The sequence below is a fragment of the Actinoplanes sp. NPDC023801 genome (genome assembly GCF_040639655.1).
In the GTDB taxonomy this organism is placed as follows: domain Bacteria; phylum Actinomycetota; class Actinomycetes; order Mycobacteriales; family Micromonosporaceae; genus Actinoplanes.
The window spans coordinates 1-26,879 of the sequence record NZ_JBFAAI010000025.1 but is presented as its reverse complement, the minus strand read 5'-3'; the positions used below and the strand labels follow the sequence as shown (position 1 = coordinate 26,879).

At 71.7% G+C, this 26,879-nt stretch carries 17 protein-coding genes and 1 pseudogene; 8 read left to right on the top strand and 10 right to left on the bottom strand.

Annotated elements, in window-relative coordinates:
- The first annotated feature begins 163 nt into the window (after positions 1-163).
- On the top strand, positions 164-3,304 hold the full coding sequence (locus tag AB0G04_RS33040) for a diguanylate cyclase (RefSeq protein ID WP_360990860.1): 3,141 nt from the start codon (positions 164-166) through the stop codon (positions 3,302-3,304).
- 49 nt (positions 3,305-3,353) lie between these two features.
- Positions 3,354-3,614, top strand: a complete 261-nt coding sequence (locus tag AB0G04_RS33035) for a hypothetical protein (protein WP_360990857.1) — start codon at positions 3,354-3,356, stop codon at positions 3,612-3,614.
- Positions 3,615-3,897: 283 nt separating this feature from the next.
- Here the strand turns inward: AB0G04_RS33035 and AB0G04_RS33030 are convergent, their stop codons facing one another.
- Positions 3,898-4,308 (bottom strand): hypothetical protein, encoded by a 411-nt coding sequence (locus AB0G04_RS33030; protein ID WP_360990854.1) that lies wholly within the window; start codon positions 4,306-4,308, stop codon positions 3,898-3,900.
- Positions 4,309-4,507: 199 nt separating this feature from the next.
- Entirely contained in the window at positions 4,508-9,022 is a 4,515-nt protein-coding gene (locus AB0G04_RS33025) for a HAMP domain-containing protein (RefSeq protein ID WP_360990852.1), read from the bottom strand.
- Positions 9,023-9,273: 251 nt separating this feature from the next.
- Between AB0G04_RS33025 and AB0G04_RS33020 the strand changes: the two genes are divergently transcribed.
- Positions 9,274-10,536, top strand: coding sequence for a PP2C family protein-serine/threonine phosphatase (locus AB0G04_RS33020; RefSeq protein ID WP_360990850.1), 1,263 nt, complete (start codon positions 9,274-9,276; stop codon positions 10,534-10,536).
- On the opposite strand, the pseudogene AB0G04_RS33015 reads toward AB0G04_RS33020, so the two are convergent.
- A pseudogene (locus AB0G04_RS33015) lies at positions 10,506-10,888 on the bottom strand (DUF5994 family protein). The gene AB0G04_RS33020 and the pseudogene AB0G04_RS33015 sit on opposite strands and share 31 nt — an antisense overlap.
- Positions 10,889-11,117: 229 nt before the next feature.
- Positions 11,118-13,412 carry an EAL domain-containing protein gene (locus AB0G04_RS33010; protein WP_360990847.1) on the bottom strand — a complete coding sequence of 765 codons (2,295 nt, stop codon included), beginning with the start codon at positions 13,410-13,412 and terminating at the stop codon, positions 11,118-11,120.
- Positions 13,413-13,732: 320 nt separating this feature from the next.
- Here AB0G04_RS33010 and AB0G04_RS33005 point away from each other — a divergent pair, with 320 nt between their 5' ends.
- Complete coding sequence (locus tag AB0G04_RS33005; protein ID WP_360990844.1) at positions 13,733-14,203, top strand: response regulator; 471 nt, start codon at positions 13,733-13,735, stop codon at positions 14,201-14,203.
- On the opposite strand, the gene AB0G04_RS33000 is transcribed toward AB0G04_RS33005, so the two are convergent.
- Entirely contained in the window at positions 14,204-14,863 is a 660-nt protein-coding gene (locus tag AB0G04_RS33000) for a response regulator transcription factor (RefSeq protein WP_360990841.1), read from the bottom strand.
- 58 nt (positions 14,864-14,921) lie between these two features.
- On the opposite strand from AB0G04_RS33000, the gene AB0G04_RS32995 reads away from it, so the two are divergent.
- The 4 genes from AB0G04_RS32995 to AB0G04_RS32980 all read left to right on the top strand — a co-directional run bounded on the left by AB0G04_RS32995 (position 14,922) and on the right by AB0G04_RS32980 (position 20,394).
- On the top strand, positions 14,922-15,272 hold the full coding sequence (locus tag AB0G04_RS32995) for a hypothetical protein (RefSeq protein ID WP_360990838.1): 351 nt from the start codon (positions 14,922-14,924) through the stop codon (positions 15,270-15,272).
- Positions 15,273-15,385: 113 nt separating this feature from the next.
- Positions 15,386-17,227: a GAF domain-containing sensor histidine kinase gene (locus AB0G04_RS32990; RefSeq protein WP_360990836.1), complete on the top strand. Its 1,842-nt coding sequence runs from the start codon at positions 15,386-15,388 to the stop codon at positions 17,225-17,227.
- A gap of 160 nt (positions 17,228-17,387) precedes the next feature.
- Positions 17,388-19,820 carry a LuxR C-terminal-related transcriptional regulator gene (locus AB0G04_RS32985; protein WP_360990833.1) on the top strand — a complete coding sequence of 811 codons (2,433 nt, stop codon included), beginning with the start codon at positions 17,388-17,390 and terminating at the stop codon, positions 19,818-19,820.
- Positions 19,821-20,058: 238 nt separating this feature from the next.
- Positions 20,059-20,394: a hypothetical protein gene (locus AB0G04_RS32980; RefSeq protein ID WP_360990831.1), complete on the top strand. Its 336-nt coding sequence runs from the start codon at positions 20,059-20,061 to the stop codon at positions 20,392-20,394.
- A gap of 160 nt (positions 20,395-20,554) precedes the next feature.
- On the opposite strand, the gene AB0G04_RS32975 is transcribed toward AB0G04_RS32980, so the two are convergent.
- The 5 genes from AB0G04_RS32975 to AB0G04_RS32955 form a co-directional block, all read right to left on the bottom strand.
- The gene (locus tag AB0G04_RS32975) at positions 20,555-21,517 is read right to left on the bottom strand and encodes a hypothetical protein (protein WP_360990828.1); all 963 of its coding nucleotides are present in this window, start codon (positions 21,515-21,517) and stop codon (positions 20,555-20,557) included.
- Positions 21,518-21,656: 139 nt separating this feature from the next.
- Positions 21,657-23,435 (bottom strand): ABC transporter ATP-binding protein, encoded by a 1,779-nt coding sequence (locus tag AB0G04_RS32970; protein WP_360990826.1) that lies wholly within the window; start codon positions 23,433-23,435, stop codon positions 21,657-21,659.
- The gene (locus AB0G04_RS32965) at positions 23,432-25,258 is read right to left on the bottom strand and encodes an ATP-binding cassette domain-containing protein (RefSeq protein ID WP_360990823.1); all 1,827 of its coding nucleotides are present in this window, start codon (positions 25,256-25,258) and stop codon (positions 23,432-23,434) included. Before AB0G04_RS32965 ends, AB0G04_RS32970 begins: the two co-directional genes overlap by 4 nt.
- Complete coding sequence (locus tag AB0G04_RS32960; RefSeq protein ID WP_360990820.1) at positions 25,255-26,466, bottom strand: lanthionine synthetase LanC family protein; 1,212 nt, start codon at positions 26,464-26,466, stop codon at positions 25,255-25,257. The genes AB0G04_RS32965 and AB0G04_RS32960 overlap by 4 nt, the downstream gene beginning before the upstream one ends.
- Before the next feature lie 75 nt (positions 26,467-26,541).
- Entirely contained in the window at positions 26,542-26,709 is a 168-nt protein-coding gene (locus tag AB0G04_RS32955) for a hypothetical protein (RefSeq protein ID WP_360990817.1), read from the bottom strand.
- Between the last annotated feature and the right edge of the window lie 170 nt (positions 26,710-26,879).

The window sequence follows — 26,879 nt, the reverse complement described above, 5'->3', positions numbered from 1 at the left end:
GGGCCGGGGCCGGGCTGAGTGTCGGGACGTCCGGGAACGGGTCGATCAACGTCGGCGCTTCTTGCGAGGTGAACACGTGTCTCAGCGGATCACTGAAGTTGCCGAACGGTACAGCGGGCCCTCCTGTGCCCGGGATCGAGCTGTTGCATGCTCAGCAGGATTGATGAGGTTGAGTGTTGTGGGCGGTCACGCTTCGGTGCTACGGACACTCGGTTTCACGCTGTTGTACCTGGCAGCGACGTATGCGGGCCGGTTGACGGTCATGGACGAGACCAACCTCAGCCTGGTGTGGCCCGCAGCCGGCGTGTCCGCAGTGTGGTTCTTGGTCCAGTTCACGTCGCCGTGGCGCGGCTTGGATGTGGCGGCGCTCGCCGTCGTGACCGTCGTGGTCAACATGGTTACCGGGGCTCCGGCATCACTGGCGATGTGGTTCGTGATCGCGAACATCGTCCAGGCGGGGCTGTTCGCGTACCTGCTGCGGCGCTGGGCACCCCACCTGTGGGGTTGCGGCGGTGAGCGACCTTTGTCCCGGGTCTCGGACCTTTGGCATCTCGTGTCCGCAGCGTTCCTGGGTACGGTCGGCGGGGCGCTGATCGGCCCGACCGGGCTCTGGGCGATCTCCGGGAACTACTCCTGGTCGGCCACGGCGGTGTGGCTGACCCGTAACACCGTCAGCATTCTGCTCATCGGCGTGGCGGGGCTGCGTCTGGGGCAGCTGCTGCGCGACCACCGTGCCGGCCGCGGCCCCGATCACGTGGCGTGGCGACAGACATGGGCCGACACCGGCATGCCGCGCAAGCTCGAGTATTTGACGGTGGTCGTGCTGTCCGCGGCCGCGTACACCATCGTCTTCGGTATCAACGATGATCTGCCACTGGCGTTCGCGGTGATCGGCATGACCGTGTGGGCCGCCTCGCGGCTGCACACGGTCTTCGTCGTACTGCACGATCTGGTCTTCGGCTCTGCCGCGATCCTGTTCACTCTGAGCGGTCAAGGCGTGTTCGCGCAGATCGAGTCGCATCCTGCCCGGGCACTGGTCGCCCAGCTGTTCGTCGGGCTGATCGCCGTGGCCGGGCTGGCGCTTGCTCTCGGGCGCGACGAGCGAAAAGAGCTGGTGCACGAACTACGTGAAGCGCAGCAGGCCGCCGACCGTCAGGCCAAGCTGATGAGCACGATCGTCGACTCGATGCGCGAGGGTTTGGCCGTCGTCGACGAGCAGGGACGCTTCCTGCTGCGCAATCCGGCTCTGCGGGAACTGGTCGGCGGAGTGGTCAGTTCGTCCGACCGGATGGCGCGACCGGCCTTCTACGGGTTGTTCCACCCCGGTGGCACACCGCTGGAACCCGAGGAGATGCCGCACCGCCGTGCCTTCACCGGGGACGACGTGCACGACATGGACATCCTCATCCGCAACCCGGGGCTGCCCGACGGGCGCATCGTGAGCGTCAACTCCCGGGCGCTGCCGCTGGACCTGGACGGGACAAGATGCGCGGTGACGGTCTTCCACGACGTCACCGCCGAACGCCGGCACCGCGACGAGCTCGCTTCCTTCGCCGGCTCGGTCGCCCACGACCTGCTCAATCCGCTGGCCACCATCGAAGGGTGGACCGACGCGCTGACCGACACCTTCCGAGCGGAGGCGTCGCATCCCGAAGCGGCCGAAGCCGCCTCAGGGCTGGCCCGGATCAGCCGTGCCGCTGCCCGCATGCGGGAACTGATCAACGATTTGCTGGCCTACACCACCGCCCGTGACGCCACCCTCTCCCCCGCGATGATCGACATCGACGAGATGGTCCGGGACCTCGCGACCGCCCGGATCGACCAGGCGGAGAGCACCGGCCGGCCGGTACCGGAGTTCCGGATCGGGGACCTGCGGCCGGTCTACGCCGACCCCACCCTGATCCGGCAGCTGCTGGACAACCTGATCAGCAACGCCATCAAGTACACCGCCAACGGTGTCACTCCACGGCTGCGTGTCGACAGCGAACGCACCGGCGACCTGATCACGGTGACCATCGACGACAACGGCATCGGGATCCCCGAGGGCCAGCACGCCAGCATCTTCGACAACTTCCACCGCGCCCACACGAACGCCGGCTACACGGGCACCGGACTGGGCCTGGGAATCTGTAAACGCATCGTCGAACGCCACGGCGGCACCATCACCGCCACCGGCAACCCGGGCGGCTCCGGATCACGTTTCACCTTCACGCTGCCCGCCGAGACCACGACCCTGCCCAGCCAACAACAGCCGCGGCAGAATCCGGCCCCCTTCCGGACACCCGACCCGGTCACGCCGCCGGCCGCCGCCGCGGAACTCTCCCTGCCCACGTCCGGTGTCTTCGAACACGCGGCCCAGCTCGTCCTGGACTACCTGCAACAACGGATGCCGCTCGCATTGTGGGCCGTCACCCGCGTCGAGAACGGCCGTCAGATGTACCTGTACCTCGACGGCGACAACGGCTACGGCCTCCGTCAAGGGCAGAGTCACCCCTGGCAGGACAGCTACTGCGTGCACATGGCCACCGGACAGGCGCCCGCCGTCGCCCGCGACGCTCAGGCCGTCCCGGTCTACGCCGCCGCCGACATCAACAAGCTCATCGACATCGGCACCTACGCCGGAGCCCCGATCACCGAACCCGACGGCAGCCTCTTCGGCATCATCTGCGGCCTCGACCCGCACACCCATACCGAAGATCCCCGCATGGCCGACGCCGAACACCTTCTCGTGCTGCTCGGCCAGCTGCTGACCGTGGCATTGTCCGCCGACCGCACGCAGGACCGCTCCGCCGACGCCCTGCTGCGCGAGCAACTCAACGCCGACACCGACGAACTCACCGGCCTGCCCAACCGGCGGGCCTGGCAACGCGCCATCGACCAGGCACAGGAACGCTACCAACGTCTGGCCGACCCCACCGTGGTCGCCATCCTCGACCTCGACCGTCTCAAGACCATCAACGACACCCTCGGCCACGCCGCGGGCGACGCCTACCTGCAGGCCGCGGCCCGCGCCGCGCAATGCGCACTGCGCGACACCGACATCATCGCCCGCCTCGGTGGCGACGAGTTCGGGCTGCTGCTCCCGAAGTGCGAACAGGCCAGCGTCGAAGCCGTCATCGCCCGCCTGAACACCGAACTCGAAGCCGCCGGCGTCACTGCCTCCATCGGCTGGGCCCCGGTCACCGCGGAGCTCGGTCTCGCCGGTGCATTGCACGACGCTGACACCGCCATGTACCGCGCCAAGCAGCAACAACGCCAGAATACGGCTCCGTCGGGGCCGCTCCAGACCGTGAAGCCCCGCTGAATCCTGCCGCGTCGTCCGGCTCGCGTCCGGCCGGACAACGGACCTGGTTATGCCGCTGCACCCCGGGTATGCCGCCTCGGCGGCCGGCACGGGGCCGGCCACCCACGAACCGGAGGTGATGACCATGACCAGCGAACCGATGGACACCGCGGTGCCGGTCCAGCCCCGGGACCGCGGTGCGCACGGTGGCGCCGCGAGTCCGAGCGACGACGGCCTTGCGGTACGCGTCGAGCGCGAACGTGTCGCGGCGGGCCTGAAGCCGTACGCGTCGCAAGGAGGTCGCTCGACTACCGGCTGTGCCCGGACATGAGGGCCGGGTCGTCGAGGTTCGGGTAGAGCCTCAGTTCAGCACGGACACGTTTGCCGCCCTGGTGGTCCTCAATGTGCCAACGTTGGGTCAGTGCTTCGACCAGGAGCAGTCCTCGCCCTCCGCGACCGTCCGGTTCTCTGCGTCGCGGGATGACCGCGGACCCGTCGGCGACCGTCACCACGACCTGACGACCGTAAGCCATCGATCGGGGTGAGGCTGCCCGCATAGCGTCGGCAAAGGGCGGCGATCAGGACGCCGCCCGCGTACAGTCCGTCTGCTGCGGCTAGAACTCGGTGACCCGTGGCGCCTGGCCGGGGCACGACGTGTCGATGGCCAGCTTGATCACTTCGTTGGCGGTGGCGGTGTCGATCGGCACCCCGTCGCGCGAGCCCATCGAACGGGTCGCGTCGACGACGTCCTCACCCTTCGCGTCCTTCGCCAGCGCGTTGCAGATCACATCCGCCATGGCCTGGATCTCGTCGTCGCCGCGGCCGTTCGCCAGCTCCGGCAGCTTCTCCCGGACCACGCCCACGAAGGCGTACGTCTGCGCGGTGGCCGGGTCGAGCGCCGGGTCGGCCGCGGGTGGGGTGGTCGTGGCCTCCGTGGTCGCGGGCCGGGTGGCGGGCGTCGTCGCCCCCTGCTCCGGCACGTTCACGTTGATGGTGCATCCGCTCAGAGCGACGATCGTGGCCATCACGGTCACTGTCGGCCGGAGTATCGGCATCGTGTTGCCATCCTTCAAGATCATAAGCGTGCGAGGAGGGAGACAGTAGAGGACGCCCGCCAGCGACTCGACCGGATAGCCGGCAGGTCACTAGCCTGCCCGGGGCGTACGGGCAGGGCCGCGCACGCCGCCGGCGACGACCTCTCCCCGGCGGACCGTGCGCACCCGCCTATTCGGGTCCCGGCCGGGTGCCGCTCTGCGCCAGCCAGCGTTCGATACAGCTGAGCAGGTCCTCGGCGTCGACGGGTTTGGTCACGTAGTCGCTCGCCCCGGAGGAGATGCTCTTCTCCCGGTCGCCGTGCATGGCCTTGGCGGTGACGGCGATGATCGGCAGGTCGGCGTACTTCGGCATGGCGCGGATGGCGGCGGTGGCGGCATAGCCGTCCATCTCCGGCATCATCACGTCCATCAGGATCAGGTCGATGTCGTCGTGCCGGGTGAGTACGTCGATGCCCTTGCGGCCGTTCTCGGCATAGACGACCTCCATGCCGTGCAGTTCGAGGATGTTGGTGAGGGCGAAGACGTTACGGGCGTCGTCGTCGACCACCAGCACCTTGCGCCCCGCGAGGTTCTCGGCGATGGCCGAGACACCGGCGATCGTGTCGACCGCCATCGGTAGTGGCATCACCTGCTGACCGGCCTCGGTCGACAGGTGCAGGGTGATCCGCTCGCGCAGATCGTCCAGGCTCGACAACGACTCCAGCGGACGGGTCTGAGCGAACGCCTGCAGCAGGGTGTCGTTGCCCAGCGGCGCGTTGTGGGTGCGGAAGACCAGGACGGGAACGTGCCGCAGGTCCGCCTCGTCGTGCAGTGCCTTCAGGAAGTTGGGCCCGTTGTCGGCGGGCATCGCCAGGTCGAGCACCACGGCGTGGAAACGCTGCGACCGTAGCTCCGCGACGGCAGCGTCCGGATCGACGGCGGTCACCACATCGGTCAGCCCGTGCGTGTCGGCCACGGTGGCGGCGGCGCCGCGGGCGATCAGCGTCAGCAGGCCTTCCGTGTGGCTCTCCACCACCAGAAGCCGGCGTGGCGCGTACGGGTCGGCGAACGCCGGCGTGATCAACTCTGGATCGACGGGCGCCACCAGGACCGGTGGCACGGTGTCGATCACCCGCTGGACCGGCATGTACAGGGTGAAGGTGCTGCCCTGACCGAGGACGCTGCGCGCCCTGATCTCGCCGCCGAGCAGCCAGGCGATCTCCCGGCTGATCGACAGGCCGAGGCCGGTTCCGCCGTAGCGGCGGCTGGTGGTGCCGTCGGCCTGCTGGAACGCGTCGAAGATCGCGGTCAGCTGCTGCTCGGCGATGCCGATACCGGTGTCGGTCACCCGGAACGCGATCACGGTGGCATGGTCGGCCAGATCCGGCGACAGCTCGCCGGGCGTGGCGCGCTCGATACGCAGTCGTACGCTGCCCTGATCGGTGAATTTGACGGCGTTGGAGAGCAGGTTGCGCAGCACCTGACGCAGCCGCTGCTCGTCGGTGAAGAGTCCCAGCGGCACGTCGGCGGCGGTGGACACCTCGAAGTCCAGCCCGCGCGAGGTGGTCAGCGGCCGGAACGTCGCCTCCACGTAGTCGACCAGGTTGCGCAGTTCGAAGGCCTCCGGCGCGATGTCCATCTTGCCGGCCTCGACCTTCGACAGGTCGAGAATGTCGTTGATCAGCTGCAGCAGGTCGGTACCGGCCGAATGGATGACGGTGGCGTATTCGACCTGCTTGGCGGTCAGGTTCCGGGACGGGTTCTGCGCCAGGAGCTGAGCCAGGATCAACAACGAGTTCAGCGGCGTACGCAACTCGTGGCTCATGTTGGCGAGGAACTCGGACTTGTACTTCGACGCCAGCGCCAGTTGCTGGGCCCGGGCCTCCAGTTCCTGGCGGGCCTGCTCGATCTCGGAGTTCTTCGTCTCGATGTCACGGTTCTGCCGGGCCAGCAGGGACGCCTTGTCCTCCAGCTCCGCGTTCGAGCGCTGCAACTCCTCCGAACGGGCCTGCAGTTCCTCGGACCTGGCCTGCAGCTCGGCCGCGAGTCGCTGCGACTCGGTGAGCAGCACATCGGTACGGGCGTTGGCGACCATCGTGTTCACGTTCACGCCGATGGTCTCCATCAGCTGGTCCAGGAAGTCGTGATGCACCTGGGTGAACGGTTGCATCCCGGCCAGTTCGATGACGCCGAGCGCCTGGTCCTCGACCAGGATCGGCAGCACGACCACCTGCATGGGGGTGGCGCTGCCGAGGCTCGAGGTGACGGTGAAGAACCCGGGCGGCATCTCGTCGACGACGATGCGCCGTTTCGCGACGGCGGCCTGACCGACGAGCGACTCGCCGAGGGCGTAGCGGCGGGCGGCGCCGTTGTGCCCGTAGCTGCCGACCACGCGCAGGTCCGCGCCCGAACCGGTGTCGTCGACCAGCAGGAACGTGCCCAGCTGTGCGCCGACCAGCGGAACGAGCTCGTTCATCACCAGGGACGCGACGACCTCGAGGTCGCGGTGCCCCTGCATCAGCGACGAGATGCGGGCCAGGTTGGTCTTGAGCCAGTCCTGTTCCTGATTGGCCCGGGTGGTCTCGCGCAGGGACTCCACCATGAAGTTGATGTTGTCCTTGAGCTCGGCGACCTCACCGGAGGCGTCCACGGTGATCGACCGGGTCAGGTCACCGGTGGCGACCGCGCTGGTAACCTCGGCGATCGCCCGCACCTGCCGGGTCAGGTTGCCGGCCAGTTCGTTGACGTTCTCGGTGAGCCGTTTCCACGTACCGGAGACCCCCTCGACCTCCGCCTGACCGCCGAGCCGGCCCTCGCTGCCGACCTCGCGCGCCACCCGGGTGACCTCGGCGGCGAAGCTGGAGAGCTGGTCGACCATGGTGTTGATGGTGGTCTTGAGCTCCAGGATCTCGCCGCGCGCGTCGACGTCGATCTTCTTGGTCAGGTCGCCCTGAGCCACCGCGGTGGTGACCTGGGCGATGTTGCGGACCTGCCCGGTCAGGTTGTTCGCCATCGAGTTGACGTTGTCGGTGAGGTCCTTCCAGGTGCCGGCGACGTTGGGCACCCGCGCCTGGCCGCCGAGCCGGCCCTCGGTGCCGACCTCGCGGGCCACCCGGGTCACCTCGTCGGCGAACGCACTGAGCGTGTCGACCATGGTGTTGATCGTCTGGGCCAGGACCGCGACCTCGCCCTTGGTCTCCACGGTGATCTTCTTGCTCAGGTCACCCTGCGCCACACCGGTGGCCACCAGTGCGATGGAGCGCACCTGACTGGTCAGGTTGGAGGCCATCACGTTGACGTTGTCGGTCAGGTCCTTCCAGGTGCCGCCCACGTTGAGCACCCGCGCCTGACCGCCGAGCCGGCCCTCGGTGCCGACCTCCCGGGCCACCCGGGTCACCTCGTCGGCGAACGCGGAGAGCTGGTCGACCATCGTGTTGATGGTCTCCTTCAGCTCCAGGATCTCGCCGCGGGCGTCGACCCGGATCTTCTGGGTCAGGTCGCCGCGGGCCACCGCGGTGGTGACCTCGGCGATGCTGCGTACCTGGGCGGTGAGGTTGTCGCCCATCACGTTCACCGACTCGGTGAGGTCCTTCCACGTACCCGAGACGCCCTTGACGTCGGCCTGGCCCCCGAGCCGGCCCTCGGTGCCGACCTCCCGCGCCACCCGGGTGACCTCGTCGGCGAACGACGACAGCTGGTCGACCATCGTGTTGATGGTGTTCTTCAGCTCCAGGATCTCCCCGCGGGCGGTGACGGTGATCTTCTGCGACAGGTCACCGCGGGCCACCGCCGTGGCCACCTGGGCGATGCTGCGGACCTGGTCGGTGAGGTTGCCGGCCATCGAGTTCACCGAGTCGGTCAGGTCGCGCCAGGTGCCGGCGACGCCACTGACCTGAGCCTGGCCGCCCAGTCGCCCGTCGGTGCCGACCTCCCGGGCCACCCGGGTGACCTCGTCGGCGAACGACGACAGCTGATCGACCATCGTGTTGATCGTGGACTTGAGCTCGAGGATCTCCCCGCGCGCGTCGACGGTGATCTTCTGCGACAGGTCACCGCGGGCCACCGCCGTGGTGACCTGGGCGATGTTGCGGACCTGGTTGGTCAGGTTGCCGGCCATGAAGTTCACCGAGTCGGTGAGGTCGCGCCAGGTGCCGGCGACGCCGGGCACCTCGGCCTGACCGCCGAGGCGGCCCTCACTGCCGACCTCCCGGGCCACCCGGGTCACCTCGTCAGCGAACGACGACAGCTCGTCCACCATCGTGTTGATGGTGTTCTTCAGCTCCAGGATCTCCCCGCGTACGTCCACCGTGATCTTCTGCGACAGGTCACCCCGGGCCACCGCCGTGGCCACCTGGGCGATGTCACGGACCTGGTCGGTCAGATTCCCGGCCATCGCGTTCACCGAGTCGGTCAGGTCCTTCCACGTGCCGGAGACACCCGGCACCTCGGCCTGGCCGCCGAGTTGTCCCTCCGTGCCGACCTCCCGCGCCACCCGGGTCACCTCCGAGGTGAACAGGGACAACTGGTCGACCATGCCGTTGAACACGGTGGCGATCTCCCCGAGCAGTCCCTCCCCGTCCTCGGGCAGGCGGGTGCCGAAGTCGCCGTCCCGGACAGCGGTCAGACCCGCCAGCAGCTGCCTCAGGTCACGATCGGCCACCGCGGCATCCGCCACGGCTCCGGCCGGCAAGTCCCGTGTCATCATGCCGTCGCTCACTGAGGTTTCCTCGCCGCTCGTCGTGTTCCCATCACGCCTGCCACGTACGTGATGACCGGCGGCAATTATGCACGTCAACCCGGCGACCGCCCCCATCGAGGGAACACCGATCGGTGGAGATGCCTCCAGCTACTCCGCTCCGGCCCGCTTCCCCATGGCAGCGCGGATCACCGCAGCGAGGGGCTTACGGATCACGCTGCCGCAAACCCGGCTGGGCATCGCCTCTATGCTGCGTAGCTGTGACCGATAGCGGGACCAGCGGTATGGATCTGAGCGACGTGTTGCTCCAGGTGGAGAAGGCCGCACCGGTCGACGCAGTGGCGGCGGTGACTCGCCGAATCGGGGCGCGCCTGGGCGCGTTGTGGGTGTCGTTCCTGGTCGCGGACATGAGCGGCCGCGCCCTGGTGCGGCTGTCGCACGTCCCGATCGGCGCCGTGCCGGACGGGCGTCAGCACGACGAGGACGTCGCGTTGGTGATGCCTTTCAACGGCGGGCCTCAGGAGCAGGCGCTGCGCACCCAGCGCGTGCTGGTCGAGGAGTCCGATGGCATGTTCCTGGTGAGGGCGCCGGTGACGCAACGCGGTGAAGCCATCGGCCTGCTCGAGGTCGCCCTGCCGGTCGCGCCGGCGGAGGCAGCTGTGCAGACGTTGTCCCGGGCTGCACACACCCTGGCCTTCGTGATCATCGCCAACCGCCGGCACACCGACCTGTTCGAATGGGGCCAGCGCACCACGCCATTCACACTCGCCGCGGAGATCCAACGGCGGCTGCTGCCGTCGTCGTTCACCTGCGAAGCCGATTCGTTCACTCTGGCGGCATGGCTGGAACCGGCGGCCAGCATCGGCGGCGACACCTTCGACTACAGCGTCGCCCGCGACGAACTGCACCTGAGCATCACCGACGCCGTCGGCCACGGCATCCAGAGCGCACTGATCGCCACCCTGTGCGTCGGCAGCCTGCGCAACACCCGCCGCGGTGGCGGCACCCTGCTCGACCAGGCAGAAGCCGCGAACCAGGCGCTCCTCGACGACGCGCCGGGCAATGCTGCCTACGCCACCGGCCTGCTCGGCCGCCTCGACCTGCGCACCGGGGTCCTCGCCGTCGTCAACGCCGGGCACCCGCTCCCGCTGCTGATCCGAGACGCCAACGCCCAGCCCGTGGCGTTACCGGCGAACCGGCCGTTCGGGGTGCTACGTCACCGTGCTTACCTGCCGGCCGAGATCGCGCTGCAGCCCGGCGACCGGCTCGTGCTGGTCACCGACGGCATGCTGGAACGAGGCGCGGCCAACCTGGACCTGCCGGCGCGGCTGCACGACCTGAGCGGACTGCACGCCCGTGAAGTCGTACGTGTGCTCGGCGACCTCGTCCTCGAGGTCGCCGGACCCACTCTGCCTGATGACGCCTGCCTGCTGGTGCTCGACTGGCACGGCAACCACGGCGGCACCCGGCACACCGTTGCCGGCGCCGACCCTCAGCGTGCCAGCACGCCGATCACCGTCTGAGCACCCGGCGTCCTTCGTACGACGAGCAGGTCGATGCGGTCCCGGCCGGAATCGCAGATCAGAGTGACCAGTCCGGCCGGTTGGGCGGTGTACCAGCCCGGGCGGACGGTTTGGCCGTCGACGGTGATCCGGCCCGGGTGGGGCGCACCCCACTGGGTGCTGTTCAGCAGCACATGGGAGATGTGCCCCGGGTGTTCTCCAGTGCCGTGATCAGCGGCGGGAGTTCAGCGCCGGCATCATCGGAGTGTGGCCACCAGCCCCCGTCGAGCGGGTTGGCACGTGAGGACGTCGGTTCGAGCTCCAGTCGGAGCGCCGATGCCGCATTCGGGCGGCGGAGCTCGGTGACGGACACGGTGAATTCTTCCCTCACTGTTGGTGGAACTGGTCTCCTGGGCGGGAGCCGGTGTGGCGCACCTCAGCAGGGATGGTCGTCAGCAGGGAGGTCGTCGATTCCGGATTGCGCTGATCGTACGCTTGTTCGGGCCTGCCGAACCGATTGGCCGCCGACCGATATATCGGCGGCCGAGACCCACGGAATCACCGGGAAGGTGACCCCATGGGTCTCGCCAGGACACGAGCGGTCAGGCCGCGATCGACTCCTGCCGTTCGGCCGCCATCACCGCGATCGCGGCGGCCGGCAGGGGCCGCGCGAAGTGGTAGCCCTGCGCGTGCCGGTATCCGAGGCCGGTCAGCCGTGTCGCCTGGTCGTCGGTCTCCACACCTTCGGCGACCAGGTCGAGCCCGACCGCCTGCGCCAGGGCGATCACCGCGGCCGGCATGGTGTCACGGCGGCCGGTGTCCGTGCCCTGGGTGAACGACCGGTCGAGTTTCAGCTGGTCGACCGGCAGCTCGTGAAGCAGGGTGAGGGTCGACTGCCCGGTGCCGAAATCGTCCAGGGCGATCCGGATGCCCATCCGGCGCAGGTCGTCCAGGCGGGTGACGGCTTCCCCGAGCTCGACCGCCGCACTCTCGGTGATCTCCAGGGTGAGCCGGTTCGCGGCCACGCCGGTCTCCGCGAGGATCGCGGCGACCCGGTCGACGAAGCCGGCGTCGCGAAGCTGACGCGCGCTGACGTTGACGTTGAGCACGCCGGGCGCGCGGTCGCCGAGTTCCTCCCGCCATGCGGCGAGCTGCCGGCAGGCCTCGCGCAGCACCCAGTCGCCGAGCGGGACGATCAGGCCGGTACGTTCGGCGACCGGGATGAACTGGACCGGCGGGACGACGCCCTGCACCGGGTGCGCCCAGCGGACGAGAGCCTCGACTCCCCGCAGGCGGCCGCTGTCGAGGGCGACGATCGGCTGATACATCAGGAACAGCTGGTCGCCGGCGATGGCGTGCTGCAACTGGGCACCGACGGCGGCGGTGTCCGCGACGGTGACGGCCATCCCCTCGGTGTAGCGCTCGACGTTGCTGCCGCCGCCGTGCTTGGCCGCGTACATCGCGATGTCGGCGCGCCGCAGCAGGTCCGCCGCGTCATCGCCGCTGTGCCCGTCGGCGAGCCCGATGCTGGCACGAACCAGCAGCTCGTGACCCGTGGCGGTGACCGGCGGGGCGAGCGCGGCGATCATGCGATGAGCGGCCGCCTCGGCGGCCTGCGGGTCGATGCCGTCGAGCACCACGACGAACTCGTCACCGCCGAGCCGCGCCACCGTGTCCTCCTTACGGAGCGTGGCGCTGAGCCGTTCGGCGATCGCGACCAGCAGGGCGTCGCCGATGCCGTGCCCCAGGGTGTCGTTGACGGTCTTGAAGTCGTCCAGGTCGATCAGCGCGACGCTGACCGGGCGGCCGGAGCTGTGATCGGCGAGAGCCTGCTCGAGCCGCTCGTTGAACAGCGCCCGGTTCGGCAGGCCGGTCAGGCTGTCATGGGTGGCACTGTGGTCGAGACGGGACACCAGGTTGGCGTTGTCCTGGAACACGGTCTGCTGGCGGGCCACCACCAGGGCGGTCAGGACGACGGCCACCCCGGCCACCGGCAGCGCGTCGGCATCGCCGTCCGCGATGCAGGCGATCAGCAGGGCGTCGACCGCGGCGATGGCGAGGTAGGGCATCCAGACCGGCAGCCGGCGCCCGGCGGCCCGGCGCGTCACGGGCCGGGCGGCGGCGCGCAGCTGGGCACGGGCGGCCAGCGCCGCGCCGAGCATGGAGATCGGCACGGCGATCTGCGCCGACGCCAGCCACGTCTTGTCCATCACGAACTGCTGCGCGGTCGAGAACACCGCGCCCGCGACCATGCCGAGGGTGAGCATCGGGATCACCCCGGGTGCCAGGTGCCCGCGGCCGGCCATCGCCACCTTGCCGAGGGCGACGAGCGACAGCAGGGTCAGCGCCAGGAACATGACGCCGTAGACGGCGGCCGTCGCGCCGGAAGCGGCGCCCACCAGGGTGGGGCGGGTCACGTAGTGCCAGGAGAACACACCGGCGGCGAGGACCACGACGCATCCGTCCAGGCCGGCGCGCAGCATCTCGCCACGGCTGTTCAGCAGCAGCGGCAGCCGGGCCATCCCCCACAGATTGGCCACGATGGCGGCGCCGTATCCGAGCCCGGCCACCGCCGAGACGTAGGTGGCGGGCATGCCCCGCACCACGGTGTCGTAGGCGTTCAGTACCGAGCCGAGCAGCGCGAGCAGGGTACCGGCGGCCAGGTGGCGCCAGAACCGGCGGGCCGCCGGCGACTGGTCGGCCCGGCGGGCCACGGACATCATCGCGGACAGGCCGATCAGCGTGGTCAGTGGTGCGGGGAGCCACAGCAGAAGGGCCGGCGTGTGCGGGCCGCTCAGGCTGACCGACATGCCCGCGGCGGCCGCGAGGGTCAGCAGACCGCAGAGTGCGACATGGCCGTGTGCCATGCGTGACCGCATCGACGATTCGCTGCTCATCTGTCTCCTCGCTCGCGTGACTGTCCGGGTCTCCCTTCGGCTCGATCGGCTGCGGCATGAGTGAACGGCCCGGCGGCCCGTGTGTCCCGGCAGACCGCGGCCGTCAGACGGCGAAACCGGCCCTGAGGGGCCTGACCTGCCGTTACCGGGATGCCATTCTGCCAGGCCGGCCCGATCCGCACCTGGCGCCATGACTACACCCTCGTCATCCGGTGCCGCGATGACGGCGGCGTACCGTTGCCAGTCACCGCCGGGGACAGCTCCGGTGGCCGCGGCCGTTCCACCTCGGCCCGGCCCCACCGTAAGGATGCGACGACGCCATGCCCAACAGCTCTGCTGTACTGCAGGTCCTGCTCGTGGAGGACGACCTCGGCGATGTCGCCCTGATCGAGAACGCCTTCTCCGAGCATGACGTGCCGACCACGTTGCATCACGTTCCGGACGGTGCCGCCGCTCTCGTCTTCCTCCAGCAGCAGGCGCCCTACACCGAGGCGCCGCGCCCGGACCTCATCCTGCTGGACCTGAACATGCCCCGGCTCGACGGCCGGCAGGTCCTCACCACCATCAAAGCCGACGAGCAGCTCAAGACGATTCCCGTCGTCGTGTTCACCACCTCGGCCACTCCCGCCGACATCCTGACCAGTTACGGCGCGCACGCCAACGCGTACGTCACCAAGCCCATCGACCTCGACGACTTCGATCGGGCCCTGACCCAGATCCGGAAGTTCTACGGGCACACCGTCACCCTCCCCCGGACCCCCGGCGGCTTCGAACGGCCCGACGGGGCGTAGTCAGGCCGGGGGCCGCGCGCTGGTGGACAGGCCGTGCCGCTGGGCGAGCAGGGCGGCGTGCACCCGGTCCGTGACGCCCAGCTTGGCGATCAGCAGACCCACCAGATTGCGCGCCGTCTTCTCGGCCACCGCCATCTCGGTGGCGATCTCCCGGTTGCCGTACCCCGCCCCGATCAGGGCGAGCAGCCGCAGCTCGCGGGGAGTGAGCCCGGCCGGGCCGGGCGGGGTTGCCGCTGCGTCGGCGCTCTCCGAGACGCCCGGGCCGAGCACCCGGGCCCCGGCTGCCGCCGCGGTCAGACAGGCGACCACCGCGTCCGGGTCGGTGTCCTTCAGCAGATAGCCGCGGGCACCGTCGCTGAGGGCGGCCCGGACCACATCGGGGTCGTTGGTCATGGTCGCGACGACGATGACGCAGGCCGGCACGGCGGTGTGCAGGCGGCGGATCAGCTCGGTGCCCTCGGTGTCGGGCAGGCCGAGATCGACGACCGCCAGATCGGGGCTCTCCAGCGTGGCCAGCCGGCCCGCCTCCGCGGCTGTACCGGCCTGAAGCACCCGGCCGGCCCACGGCTGGGCGGCAAGGATGCCGGCGTAACCGGCGCGCACCACCGGGTGGTCGTCGACGACCAGGATGACACTGCCGGCATCGGCGCGGATCCCCACAGTCCGGAACTCTACCGATCCGTTGCGCTTCGCCGCCGTGACGGCAAGCGTTGGCCGGGTGAAGAACACCGATATCAAGACCGACGGCACGATCGTGCTGGTCAGCGACGGGGAACCCGTGGACCAGCGGTTCGTCGACCTGCTGGTGACCGCCGGGCAGTCCGGCGAGGGTGACTGGCCGCACGCCCATCCGAGGATTCCGCGCAGCGTCATCACGCGGGCTCAGCTGTGGCGGGCGGTCGCCGAGAACTTCCGCTTCGACGGTGAGCCGTGGTCCGTACCCGATCATGGTTATCCGTCGCTCGTCGGGCCGCCGGCGACGTCCGTGGTCGATCCGCCGCCCGAGGAGCCGAACAGGAGTTCGGTCAGCCACAACCTGCTGCACAGCATTCTGGGGGACTTCCACTGACCGCGCTACCAGGGCGGATTCCGGCATCCCGGCAGGCGACGGGCGCCCGGTGGAGCCGGGCCGCCCTCCCCGCCCGCCTGGCATGGGCTGTCGCGGGTGCCGGATTCGCTCTGGTGGCCGGCACCGCGCTGGTCTCGCCGGCGGTCGCCCCCGGCGCCCTGCCAGCGGAGTGGCGTGACTGGCTGCTGGCAATCGTCTGCCTGCCGATCGGCGTGCGGGTGGCCGCCCACGCCGGCCGCAACGCCTGCGGATGGCTCGTGCTGGCCGTCGGGCTGCTGGCGGCGGCGACCGTGGCCGCGTCACTCGGCGACACCGGGTGGCCGGGCTGGCTGCGGGAATGGCTGTGGTGGCCGGGATACGGCCTGCTGATCATCACGGCGCTGCTGTTCCCGGACGGCCGGCCGGCCCGGCGCGGATGGCGGTGGATCGTCGCCGGGGCGGCGGCCGCCACCGCGGCGGGCACGGTGGCGCTGGCGGCCCTTGCGGTACGGGCCCCGCGCGGCTACCTCGCCGACGGCTCTCCGGTGCGGCCGTCCTGGGACACCGTCACCGTTCTGGTGGCCATGCTCATCCTGCTGGCCGCGGCGCTGCTCGCGCCCGTCGGGCTGGTGCTGCGGGCCTGGCGGGCGCGGCCGGCCGGCCGGGGCGTGCTGATCTGCGGGGCGGTCAACGCCGCGCTGCTGATCGTCGCGTCGGTGCTGGACACGGTCGAGGGCGTGCCGCTGGCGTGGCTCGGCGGTGCACTGGCCATCCCGCTGGCGACCGCGATCGGTGTCGTCCGGTACGGGCTGTACGACATCGACCTGCTGGTGCACCGCTCACTGGTGCTCGGGCTGTCGTCGGCGGCACTGATCGCCACCTACGCGGCGACCGTCACCCTGGTCGCCGGGCAGGTACCGGCCGGTGCCGAACCGATCGCCGCGGCCGTCACCGTGCTGGCGCTGCTGCCGCTGCGGCGGGGTGTCGACGCGGGGCTGCGCCGCCTGCTGTACGGCCTGGGCGCCGACCCGTACGCCCTGTCGACCCTGCTCGGCACCCGGGTGGGCCGGGCCCGTACCCCCGAGGAGATGCTCGCCGACGCGGCGGAGGTGATCGGCGCCGGCCTGAAGGTGCCCTACGTCTCCCTGCACCTGGGCGAGCGCGAGTCCCCGGAGGCCGTGCACGGCCGTCGCCGGAGCTGGCCGGTGACATCGTTGCCGCTGGAGCACCAGGGCCGCCAGGTGGGTCGCCTGGTGGTGCAGCAGCGTGGCCCCGACGAGCCGTGGTCGCGCCGGGAGCAGGCCCTGATGCGGCACCTGGTGTCCCAGCTCGCGCCGGCCGCGGCCTCGGTGAACCTCACCCGGGACCTGCAGGCCGCCCGGGAAGATCTGGTCCGGGCCCGCGAGGAGGAACTGCGGCGCCTGCAGCGCGACCTGCACGACGGGGTCGGCCCGCTGCTGACCGGCACCCGGATGCTGGCCCGGTGCGCGGGCACCGGCGAGGACGCCGCTCAGGTGCTGCGCCGCATCGACGACAACCTGGCCGACGCGGTCGGGGAGGTACGGCGCATCGTCGACGGGCTGCGCCCCCGCGCCCTCGACCACGGCCTGGTTCCGGCACTCACCCATGCGGTGCAACGACACCGGGCCGGCGGGCTGACCGTGGTGCTGCAGACCGCCGGTGAGCTGTCGGATCTGCCGGCTGCCGCGGAGGTCGCCGCCTACCGGATCGTCGACGAGGCCCTCACCAACGTGGTGAAGCACGCCCTGGCGACGACCGCCCTGGTCGACGTGTGCCGTACCGGCGAGGTGCTGTGTGTGGAGGTCGCCGACGACGGCACCGCCGGGCTGAGCGAACGCGACGACGGCGTCGGCATGGTGTCGATGCGGCACCGCTGCGAGGAACTGGGCGGCACGTTCGCCGTCACCTCCCTGGCGCCGGGCACGCAGGTGTCCGCGACCATCCCGGCCGGCTGACGCGCCCACCGGGCGCTTGTCCGCGACCATCCCGAGCCGGCTGACGCGCCCGCCGGCCGGGCGCTTGTCCCGGCCGTCCCGGGCCGCTGTCCCTGTCCGCCCGCCGGGCCGGGGCGGCAGGCTCAGGACGACGCGTCCGGGCCGGTGAAGGGAGTCGCACGTGCCACAGCGGGAAACGGCAGATCAACTCGTCGCACGGGAGCCGCATCGGCGGGCCGCCATCGCGGCGCTGGCCTCCGGCCGGGGCGTCGCCGTGCTGGGGCGGCCCGGCACCGGCCGCACCGCTTTCGCCCGCTCGCTGACAGTCGCCCTGCCCACCGGCCGGTACGCGGTCAGCTGGACCACCGCCACGGCCGCCCTGCCCGGCGCAGCGTTCACCGTGGGTACCCCGGAGGCCGCGACGGCACCGGCCGGTCCGCGCGGGTGGGCCCGCGACCGGATACCGGTAGTGGTGGTGGACGACGCTCACGAACTCGGCGACGCCGACGCCGCCACGCTGCTCGCGCTACCGGCCCGCGTCCGGCTGATCGTCACGGCGCGGACCGGGCGGCCCTGGTGCGGCGCGTTGCGCGCCCTGGTCAAGGACCACCTGAACGCCTGCACTCTCGGCGACTTCACCCCGGACACCACCGGGCTCGCGACGGTGACCGCCCTCGGCGGCGCGGTGGCCCGCCCGGCGGTGGACCTGCTGCACCGCTGGACCGGCGGCAACCCCCGGCTGCTGGCCGGGCTGATCGAACACGGCCACGCCACCGGTCGCCTGGAACGCCGGGCCGGCCTGTGGTGGTGGCGCGGCGACACCGGCTCGCCACCGTGCCTGCCGGACCTGTTCGCCGAGGAGCTCGGCGGCGTGAGCCCCGCCGACGCCGACGTGATCGCCGCACTGTCGCTGGGTGTGCCGCTGGACCTGGACGACGCGGAACGCCTCGCGGCGGGCGCCGCCGAACGGCTCGAGGAACATCGGATCGTACGGCCGGAGACCGCGGCCTGCCGGACCGTGCTGCACTGGGCGAACCCACTGCTGGGGGCCGCTTTCGCCGGCGGTGTCCCGGCGACGCGGCGGCGCCGGGTCGCGGCCGTCCTGCTCGCCGCGGACCCGGCCGGCGACGAGCGAAACCCGGTGGCGTACGCCCGGTGGCGCCTGGCCGCGCCGGACACCGCCGGTCCCGGATCGCTGCTGAAGCTGGCCTGGCGGGTACGCGACACGGACCCGCGCGCTGCGGCACTGCTGACCGGGCAGGTGGCCGGGCGCACCGGCACGGCCGCCGCAACGCTCGCCCATGCGGCGGCACTGCTGCGGCTGGGCGACTACGAGACCGCCGCATCCGTGCTGGCGATGTGCGATGCCCGCGAGCCCGCCGACCGCGCCGGGGCAGCGGTGCTGCGCGCATGGCTTCGCCGGTGGGCCGGACCGGACCCGTCCGGTGCCCGCGCCGAGCTGCCGGCCGTGGACCACCCGGAGGTGACCGCCTGCGACGGTGCGCTGCTGCTGTTGGCCGGCCGGCCGCGCGAGGCACGCGACCGCATCGCCCCGCTGATCGGTGACCCGGGCCTGCCCGAGGACGTCACCGCCGAGGCCCGGGCCGTGCACGCGGCGGCGTCCGCGCTGGCCGGACACGCGGCCGGATGGACCACCCCGGCGGACAGCGCCACGCCGGTCGCGGCAGTGCACGCCTGGACGCTGCTGTGGCAGGACGCGGGCGGCGTACCGGCGGGACTACCGGACGGCGTCGCAGCCGCCGCCCTCGACGGCTACGCCCGATGGCTGGACGGCGACCCGGACACGGCGATGCACCGCTGGCGTGAGGCGCTCGGCAACCCGGCCGCCGGGCCACGGCCGCTGCGTACCGAGACCACCGCCTGGCTGGCGACCTGCCTGGCCGAACAGGGGCGCGCCGACGAGGCGGCCGCGGTGCTGGCCGGGGCCGTCCCGGCAGGGCCGGGACTGTGCGCCCTGCCCGGCGTCGTCTCTGCGGCCCGCGCAGCGATCGCCGCCGCTCTCGGTGACCTGCCGGCCGCCGGCGAGCACATCGAGACCGCGATCGCCGCGGCCCACGAGACCGGCGCCACCCTGGTGGAACTCGGCCATCTCGTGCACGCCGCCCGGCTCCGCGGGGCGACCGGACCCGCCACCGTCGCCGACCGGATCCACGCCCTGCTCCCGGCGGTGCGGGCACCACGGCTGGCGTTGCTCGGTGCCGCCACGATCGCGCTCACCCGCGCCGACGGGGCGGAACTGCTGTCGTTCGCGCGGCAGCTGGCCGAGGCCCGCCTGCCCGAGCCCGCCGGCCGGTTCGCCGAGGCGGCCGCCGCCCTGCTCTCGGGCACCGGGGACCCACGCCGCGCGCAGGCTCGAACCCTGCTGTCCACCCTGCACGGCACCGGGACCGGTGCCGAGCCGGCGGGGGCACCTCAGCTGACGGTACGGGAGGCCGAAGTGGCGGGGCTGGCCGCGTCCGGGCTGACCGACCGGGAGATCTCGCACCGGCTCACCGTCTCGGTCCGTACCGTCGAAAGTCACCTGTCGCGGGTCTACCGCAAGCTCGGCGTCAGCTCCCGCCGGGCGCTGCGGGTCCGCGTGGCCCACGGTTGAGCCTGCCGTTCAACCTCCGGCTCCAGCAGAGTGAACGTGATCATCGTTGGACTGGACGGCTCCCGAACCTACACCACAAGCCGATCTTTAGGAAAGCCCTTTCCGGCAGGTAGACGGCTTGCTCAAGAGATCCTCAAGATGCGCCGGAATCTGTGATGATCGATTGACCGCATCGACGTACTCGCACCAGGATTCAGCCACATCGCATTCCTGCCACGACATTTCAAGGAGTCGAACAATGCCTGTCAGAACAAAGACGGTTGGCGCCCTTTTCACGATGGCCGCCGCCGCGGTCGCGGTCCTCGCCGCACCTTCGCCGGCCAGCGCCTCCCCCCTGGGCTGCGCGACCTACCCGCATCCGATGGGCTTTGCCGACGCCCGGATGGCCCGCTGCACCGCCGGCGACGGGCAGTACCGCATCGTGCTGCGGTGCACCAAGGGGTTCCCGGGTCTGCCGGACTACTACATCTACGGCGACTGGAAGTCCCCGTCGGCGACGAGCTTCTCCGCGGCCTGGTGCTACTCCGGCACGACCAGTGGGTTCCTGAGGGGGTACTCGATCGGTATCCGGTAGCCGCCGCTCGCGGCCGAATCGGGCGCAACGGCTCCGAACACCCCGCCCGGATCACCGGGCGGGGTGTCGCATTCGCCGATCAGCGGCCGCCGACTCGCCCCCCGACAGCAGCCGGCCAGGTTTTCCTGGTCGCCTTGACGGTCACTGGTCCGTGACGGTTTCAGTGCCAGAAGAGGGCTTTGCCGGGGTTACCGGCGTCGCTCAGCGGCTGACGGGCCGGAGTACCGCCGCCGTCGAGGGTGGTGGTGTACCAGCCGGTCGAATCATGGATCGCGATGGTCTTGCCATCGGGTGCGATGAGGACCTTGGGGCTGCGAGCTTTGCTCTTCGGCGCGATCTGTTCGAACGTGGCGGTGCCGACGCCCAGATCGAGGGTGAGCATGGCGACGCTGCCGTACAACTGCCGGTCGTCCTCGTATTCGGAGCCGCACAGCCGACGGGTGTCGTCCAGCCGGGCCGAGCAGCGGTAGGAGAAGCTGTCCAGGGTTTCGCTGCCGGGAATCCGGCCCTCTGCCGACACCGAGAAGATCTGCTCGCCGGCCTGCTGGAGGCGGACCCGTCCGTCGGTCACCCCGGGAATGCGGAGGATCTTCTCCTTCCGTTCGCTCACGTCACCCTCGTCCTTCGGCGCCGTCGCCGGTGCGGCCGGGTCCACCGCCATGATCCGGCCGGGCGTGCGACCCTCCCCGACGCGTACGCGGATCAGGCCGTCGTCACTGAATTCCGGGTCCTCGAAGCACTGGGGGCCCTCGCCGTAGGCCTGCGAGGGCTCCCAGCGCGCAGCCTCGACGTATTCCTCACCGGCCAGCACGGCAAGGCGCAGCTCGCAGTCGACCACATAGGCCAGACGACCCATGGTCGCGTCGAACGCTCCCGCGTCCAGGAACAGGACGCCCTTGGGGACCGCTGCGCGGGCGAGCAGACTTCCGGTGGTGATGTCGTGGACGGTCACCATCGTCCGTCGCGCGCTGAGGTTGTCGGTGAAAACGATCCCGGACGGCATGCTGGCCTGTTGCGACGGTTCGACGACGCCGTCGTTGCCGGGTTTCGTCGGCGGTCCCGGTGTTGCCGGCGTGCCGGGCCCGCCGCATCCGCTGAGCAGCAGCACTACGGCAGCTGCCATGTACATGATCCGTCGCATGACGGCCCTCCCCCAAGGCCCGGGCGGCAGGACGCCGCCCGCGATCGATCATGGTAGTTGGTCGCCGCGGGAACGTCGGACCGGCGTCCTGATTGGTCCCACCGACAGGCTGAGTCTGAGGTCAGCCGTAGCTGGGCGAGTAGGGCGCCGCCTGCAGGGCGTGCATCTCGGCGTACGGCCCACCGGCGGCCAGCAGCTCCTGGTGGGTGCCCGACTCGGCGACGCGGCCCTCGTGCAGCACCACGATCAGGTCGGCGTCACGGACGGTGGCCATCCGGTGCGACACGATGACCGTGGTGCCCGGATGGCTGCGCGCGCCGGAGACGTATCGCTGCAACACCGCGGCCTCGGTCTCCGGGTCGAGGCCGGCGGCCGGTTCGTCCAGCAGCACCAGGTCGGCGCCGGGACGCATCCGGGCGCGGGCCAGGGCCACCCGTTGCCACTGGCCGGACGACAGGTCGGTGCCGCCGGGGAAGGTACGGCCCAGCTGCGTGTCAAGCCCGTCCGGCAGCGCGTCGGCGATCCCCGTGGCGCCGGACAGTTCCAGAGCCCGCCGGACGGCGGCGTCGTCGTCCGGTCCGGCCGTGACGTCACCGAGGCCGACCGCTTCGCGCAGCGTCAACTGGTAGCGGAAGAAGTCCTGCAGACAGGCCGTCACCCGGGACCGCCACGACTCGGCGGGGACAGCGGCCAGGTCGACGCCGCCGACGAGGATCCGTCCCGATGTCGGCCGGTAGAGGCCGGCCAGCAACGCGACCAGGGTGGACTTGCCCGCACCGTTCGTGCCGACGAGTGCGACGGTCGCCCCGGCCGGCAGGCGCAGGCTGACGTCGTCCAGCACCGGTGAGGCCGATCCGGGATAGCTGAACGACACCCGGTCCAGCACGATCTCGGCCGGTCCGCGGGGCAGGGCCTGCGGCGGTGCGGCGGCCGGGACCGGCTCGGCCATCACGGTCAGGTACAGACCGGCCGTGTTCAGGGCGCGGCGCAGCCAGGCGACCAGCTGGGCCAGCCCGGACGTGGCGGCGCTGAGGCGGGTGCTGAGCACCACGACGAGGGCGGCCTGGCCGGGCGACGCCGTGCCGGTACGCACCGCGTGCACCGTGACATACAGGCCGGCGGTCAGCGCGACGACGAACACCGCCCAGCCGGCGGCCACCACGGCCGTACCCCGCAGCCGGGCCTTCTCGCGCAGCGCGATCACTGTGGTGGCCGCCTCCCGGTGCCGTCGGGCGATCTCCGCGCCCAGCCGGTAGACGCGTACCTCGCGTGCCGCGGCCGGGTCGCAGGCCAGCTGGAACAGGTCACGCCGGCGCCGGTCGGCCTCGGCGCCGGCCATCTCGGCCCGCGACACCAGCCGTTCCTGCAGCCGGACCGCCCCGACCAGCGGCAGCACCCCGACCGGGAGCAGGGCGAGCAGCGGGTTGGCGGTGGCGAGCAGGATGGTGGCGCCGGCGAACCGGGCGAACACGTTCACGTTCTCCACGACGGCAGCGAACGCGGTGCCGAGTTCGGCGCGGCGCTGGCGCAGCACCGCCGCCGTGTCCAGGAACGCCGGATCGTGAAAATGGTCCAGGTGGGCACGGCCGGCGAAGAACCGCATCAGGTTGCGGTCGAACTCCAGCCCGACCCGATGTTGAAGGCCGTTGCGCAGGTCCGAGCCGATCGCGCTGACCTGGTGGATCACCACCGTCACCACGGCCAGCACGACCGCACCCCGGATCAGCGGGGACGGCCCGTCCCGCAGGGCCCCGTCGACCATCCATTGCAGGCCCAGCGCCTGCCCGGCCGACATCACGCCGAGCAGCGGAGCGAGCACCAGCACCGCGGTGGCGCGAGCGGGCGCGGCCCGTACCGCGGTCATGACGAGCAGACGGGCGGCGGCGACGGCCTTGGTCATGCCGCTTCTCCTTCTGCTGTGACGAACGGCCGGGCCTGGACGGCGAACATCCGCGCGTACCGGCCGCCCGCGGCGACCAGTTCGTCATGGGTACCGAACTCGGCGACCCGTCCCTGCTGGAGCACGGCGATCCGGTCGGCGAGCCGTACGGTGGCGAACCGGTGCGACACCAGGATCGTGGTGATACCGGCGGTGATCTCGAGGAACCGTGCGTACAGCGCCTGCTCGGCGTGCACGTCCAGATGTGCGGTGGGTTCGTCGAGCACCAGCACCCGCGCTCCGCACCGCACCGCGAACAGGGCGCGGGCGAGCGCGAGCCGCTGCCACTGCCCGCCGGACAGGTCGCTGCCGCCGTGGTAGCCGGGATCCAGGGGCGTGTGCCAGCCGTCCGGCAGGTCCGGCGGCACCACGAACCCGGCGAGCTCGGCGGCCCGTTCGACCGCCGGGTCGCCGGCTCGGGCGTCGATGTGGCCGGCCGCGATGTTGTCGCGTACCGAGAACGGGTATCGGGTGAAGTCCTGGAACACCACCGCGAGCCGGCGGCGCCATGCCTGTGGGTCGAGGTCGCGCAGATCCGTGCCGTCGATGAGGATCCGGCCGCCGGTCGGATCGTAGAGGCCGGCCAGCAGTTTGGTGAACGTGCTCTTGCCGGTGCCGTTGTCACCGACGATCGCCAGCGACGACCCGGCCGGGATGCTCAGGTCCAGCCCGTCCAGCACCGGCCGGCCGGTGCCCGGGTAGGTGAACCGCACCTCGCAGAACCGGATCTCCCGCCGCGGCGGCGCGGCCGTGCCGGTGGGCATCGGTGTGGTGCGGGACTCGGGTGACGGGCCGTCGTCGAGCGCGGCGATCCGCAGGGCCGCCGGCACCGCCGCGGCCGCCGTGTGCAGCAGCCATTGCAGATCCCCGGCCCAGCCGAGTGCGGACAGCCCGAGGATCGCCTGGAGCGCCACGACGATCGCTTGCGGGCTCACGTCGCCGTGCACCGCGGCGCGCGCCAGCGGGATCAGCACGGCCGCGTGCCCGGCCGTCAGCACCGCCACGCCGGCGAGATGCCAGCGCCAGCCGGCGGACGCACCTCGCAGCTCGCGCATGCCGTCCCACCAGGAGCGGGTGAAGCGGTGTACCAGCCAGCCCTGCAACCCGAACAGGCGGACCTCCTTCGCGGGGGCCGGATCGAGAGCCAGATCACGCAGGTACGCGGCGCGGCGTAGCGCCGGGGTCTCCGCGGCGTGCGCGGCGACCGCCTGACGCAGGCCCCGCTCGTGCCAGTGGCCGGTCAGCACCCAGGCGGTGCCGAGCACCAGCGGCATCCACCACTGCCCCGCGAAGCCGAGCAGGACGGCGGCACCGACCGCGGCCAGCCGCATCGGCACCAGGTAGGCCAGGGCGAGCACCGCTTGGCCGGGGGGAACACCGCCGAGACCGACCGCGCGGGCCAACTCGATACGGTCGCGGACCACCGGATCGTCGAGGTGCGCGATACCGGCCGGGCGCAGGACACCTTCCACGGTTCGCTGGGCGGTGACCATGTCCACGGCGGCGCCGAGCCGTTCCGCGACCAGGTTCCGGAGCGGGTCGCCGGCCACATCGACCAGCACCAGCACACCGACCAGGGCGACGGCACCCGCCACGGCCCGCGGCGCGGTCCCGGCGGGAGCCGCCAGCAGCTCGACCAGCCGGCCCACCTGCAGCGGCAGGAGCACCGACGCCACCACCGCGGCACCGCACAGCAGCGCCAGCAGGACGGTCAGCCGGGCAGACACCCTGGGCAGGAGCCGGACCACGGCGGCAACCGGGCCCGGCCGCGTCGCCGCCGTCATCGCAGACCGATCTGCGCCAGCCAGCCACGGTCCGCGCCGGCGACAGTCAGCAGCGCGGCGAGCGTCCCGGGGGCCCCGGTCAGCAGCGCCTGGTGCGATCCGGCCCGGTCACGCATGTCCGGCAAACGCCGGTGCAGCCGCGCCTGGATCAGGTCCCGGGCGGCGCCGGCGGCGGCCAGACCGGCGTGCCTCGCGAAAGCGTCGCACAGCAGCAGCAGACCGGCGTCGCCGTGACAGACCGCTAGTCCCTCCCACAGCGACGGATTCAGGTTGGGGCAGCCGGCGTCCACGAACGACGTGAACGCCGCCTCCGCGGTGGCGCAGCTGGCGGGGTCGCCGAGGATCCGGCCGGCCTCCCACAACGCCCATGCCACCCCGGGGGTGCCGTAACACCACGCCTGCCGGATCACCGGTGCGACCGCCTCCGTGCCCGGCTCGGCGCCGGGCTCCTCACGGGCGACCGCGGGCCAGGTCAGCACGCCGTGGGCGTCACGGAACACCTCCGCGGTCAACCGGTCGGCGATGGCGGCGAGTGCCGCCCGGTCGCCGGGCCGGAGGTCCTGCCGGCCGGCGGTGGCGCACAGGGCCAGGGCGACTCCGGCGATGCCGTGCGCCACGCCGAGATTGATCCGGCCGAGGTTCCACGGGGACCGGCCGGGTTCCGCGCCGGTCCGCAGCCGCAGGCGTTCCAGGCCGGGGCCCGAGCACAGGGTGACGAGCTGATCGAGAGCCGGCGCACGGTCGGCGGGAGTCGCACCGGGGTCGGCGGACAGCGCCAGCAGGACCCCGGCCGGGCCGGTGACCAGGTCGTAGTCCTCCCAGCCGATGCCGTCGGTGCGCCACACGCCCGGCGCCGAGCAGTGCCCGGCCAGCACGCGACGGGAGGCGGCGGCCAGCCGGGCCAGTTGCGGCCGGACCCGGCATGCCGCCAGGACGCCCAGGTGCCGGGCGGTCAGACCGTCGCCGTACGCGCCGAGATGGGCGGCGGGACGTGCGGTGGTGAGCCAGCCGGCGACCGCCCGATCGGCGGTCGCGGCCGCCTCCGGTGGCACGGCCGAGGCGGGCAGCCCGAGCAGCAGCGAACCGAGCACGCCGGGCCAGTTGTCGCCGGGGTGACCGGCAGCCTCGCCGAGCAGACCGACCGCCGCCGCGACGGCGGGTGGCAGCAAGGGGTTGCAGTTCTCCGGGGCCGGACGCGCCGCGAGCATCGCCATCACCTTTCCGGTTGCATCACGTTCGAGGGGGTGCGGTGGCTGCCCGGTGGGGGCAGCCAGCGCGGGGTGTCAGCAGGCGCAGCTCATCACCGTCGTGCAAAACTTGGTCATAACATCCGGGTACGCCGCTTTCGGCAGCATCCGCTGTTCACCGAACTGCGCCTCCAGCTCACCGATCAGCTCGTCCACCTCGGACAGCGTCACGGAGTCCTCGGTCGTGATCGCGGCCTTCTCCATCTGGTTCACCTCCTCCCGGCAGCTGGTCGCGGCGCGCCGGACACTTGCCGGTCGCCTCGCGTTCGAGGAGTGCGGTGGGGGGCGCCGGGGGGGGGGGCCCCCCCCCCCGGGGGGGGCGGGGGGCCGGAAAACCCCCCGGGCGGGGGGGTGGGGGGGGGGGGGACCCCCCG

Excerpts from the sequence above, each read along its gene's own strand:
- AB0G04_RS33025 (WP_360990852.1), bottom strand. The coding sequence starts at position 9,022 with ATGATGACACGGGACTTGCCGGCCGGAGCCGTGGCGGATGCCGCGGTG.
- AB0G04_RS33030 (WP_360990854.1), bottom strand. The coding sequence starts at position 4,308 with ATGGCCACGATCGTCGCTCTGAGCGGATGCACCATCAACGTGAACGTG.
- AB0G04_RS33005 (WP_360990844.1), top strand. The coding sequence starts at position 13,733 with ATGCCCAACAGCTCTGCTGTACTGCAGGTCCTGCTCGTGGAGGACGAC.
- AB0G04_RS33040 (WP_360990860.1), top strand. The coding sequence starts at position 164 with ATGAGGTTGAGTGTTGTGGGCGGTCACGCTTCGGTGCTACGGACACTC.
- AB0G04_RS32955 (WP_360990817.1), bottom strand. The coding sequence starts at position 26,709 with ATGGAGAAGGCCGCGATCACGACCGAGGACTCCGTGACGCTGTCCGAG.
- AB0G04_RS32965 (WP_360990823.1), bottom strand. The coding sequence starts at position 25,258 with ATGACGGCGGCGACGCGGCCGGGCCCGGTTGCCGCCGTGGTCCGGCTC.
- AB0G04_RS32975 (WP_360990828.1), bottom strand. The coding sequence starts at position 21,517 with ATGGCAGCTGCCGTAGTGCTGCTGCTCAGCGGATGCGGCGGGCCCGGC.
- AB0G04_RS33010 (WP_360990847.1), bottom strand. The coding sequence starts at position 13,412 with ATGAGCAGCGAATCGTCGATGCGGTCACGCATGGCACACGGCCATGTC.
- AB0G04_RS32970 (WP_360990826.1), bottom strand. The coding sequence starts at position 23,435 with ATGACCAAGGCCGTCGCCGCCGCCCGTCTGCTCGTCATGACCGCGGTA.
- AB0G04_RS32980 (WP_360990831.1), top strand. The coding sequence starts at position 20,059 with ATGCCTGTCAGAACAAAGACGGTTGGCGCCCTTTTCACGATGGCCGCC.
- AB0G04_RS32960 (WP_360990820.1), bottom strand. The coding sequence starts at position 26,466 with ATGCTCGCGGCGCGTCCGGCCCCGGAGAACTGCAACCCCTTGCTGCCA.
- AB0G04_RS33035 (WP_360990857.1), top strand. The coding sequence starts at position 3,354 with ATGCCGCTGCACCCCGGGTATGCCGCCTCGGCGGCCGGCACGGGGCCG.